1 protein-coding gene is annotated in these 322 nt (G+C 65.8%); it reads left to right on the top strand.

Annotated features, from left to right (window positions below; translation table 11 throughout):
- On the top strand, positions 1–322 hold a 322-nt coding region (locus tag IG54_RS41095), incomplete at both ends, for an SRPBCC family protein (RefSeq protein WP_030795740.1).

The following is a 322-nucleotide window of genomic DNA, read 5'->3' as shown; positions in this document are numbered from 1 at the left end:
GGGCGCGCAGCTGCATGGGGCGCAGGCCAACTGGAAGCTGATGATGGAGAACAGCGTCGATATCTATCATTTCCGGGCGCTGCACAAGCGGTATGTCAGTTATATGCAGTCGTTGGGGTCGGTGCCGCCGCGGCGTCGTGGTGGTTTCGGGCGTGCGCTTGGTCTGGGTCATGGGGCCAATGAGCTGCCGCCGGCGGCTGCCCGTCCGCTGGCTCACTGGACACCGATGTTCGATCCTGAGCTGCGGCCGCGGATGGAGGCGACGGCGGCGCGTTTCGCGGAGAAGTTCGGTGCCGAGCGTGCTCAGCGGATCACCGGGATG

Source organism: Streptomyces sp. NRRL S-920, assembly GCF_000717945.1.
GTDB lineage: Bacteria > Actinomycetota > Actinomycetes > Streptomycetales > Streptomycetaceae > Streptomyces > Streptomyces alboniger.
The sequence above is the reverse complement of the archived record's forward strand: the minus strand, read 5'-3'. Positions and strand labels throughout refer to the sequence as shown.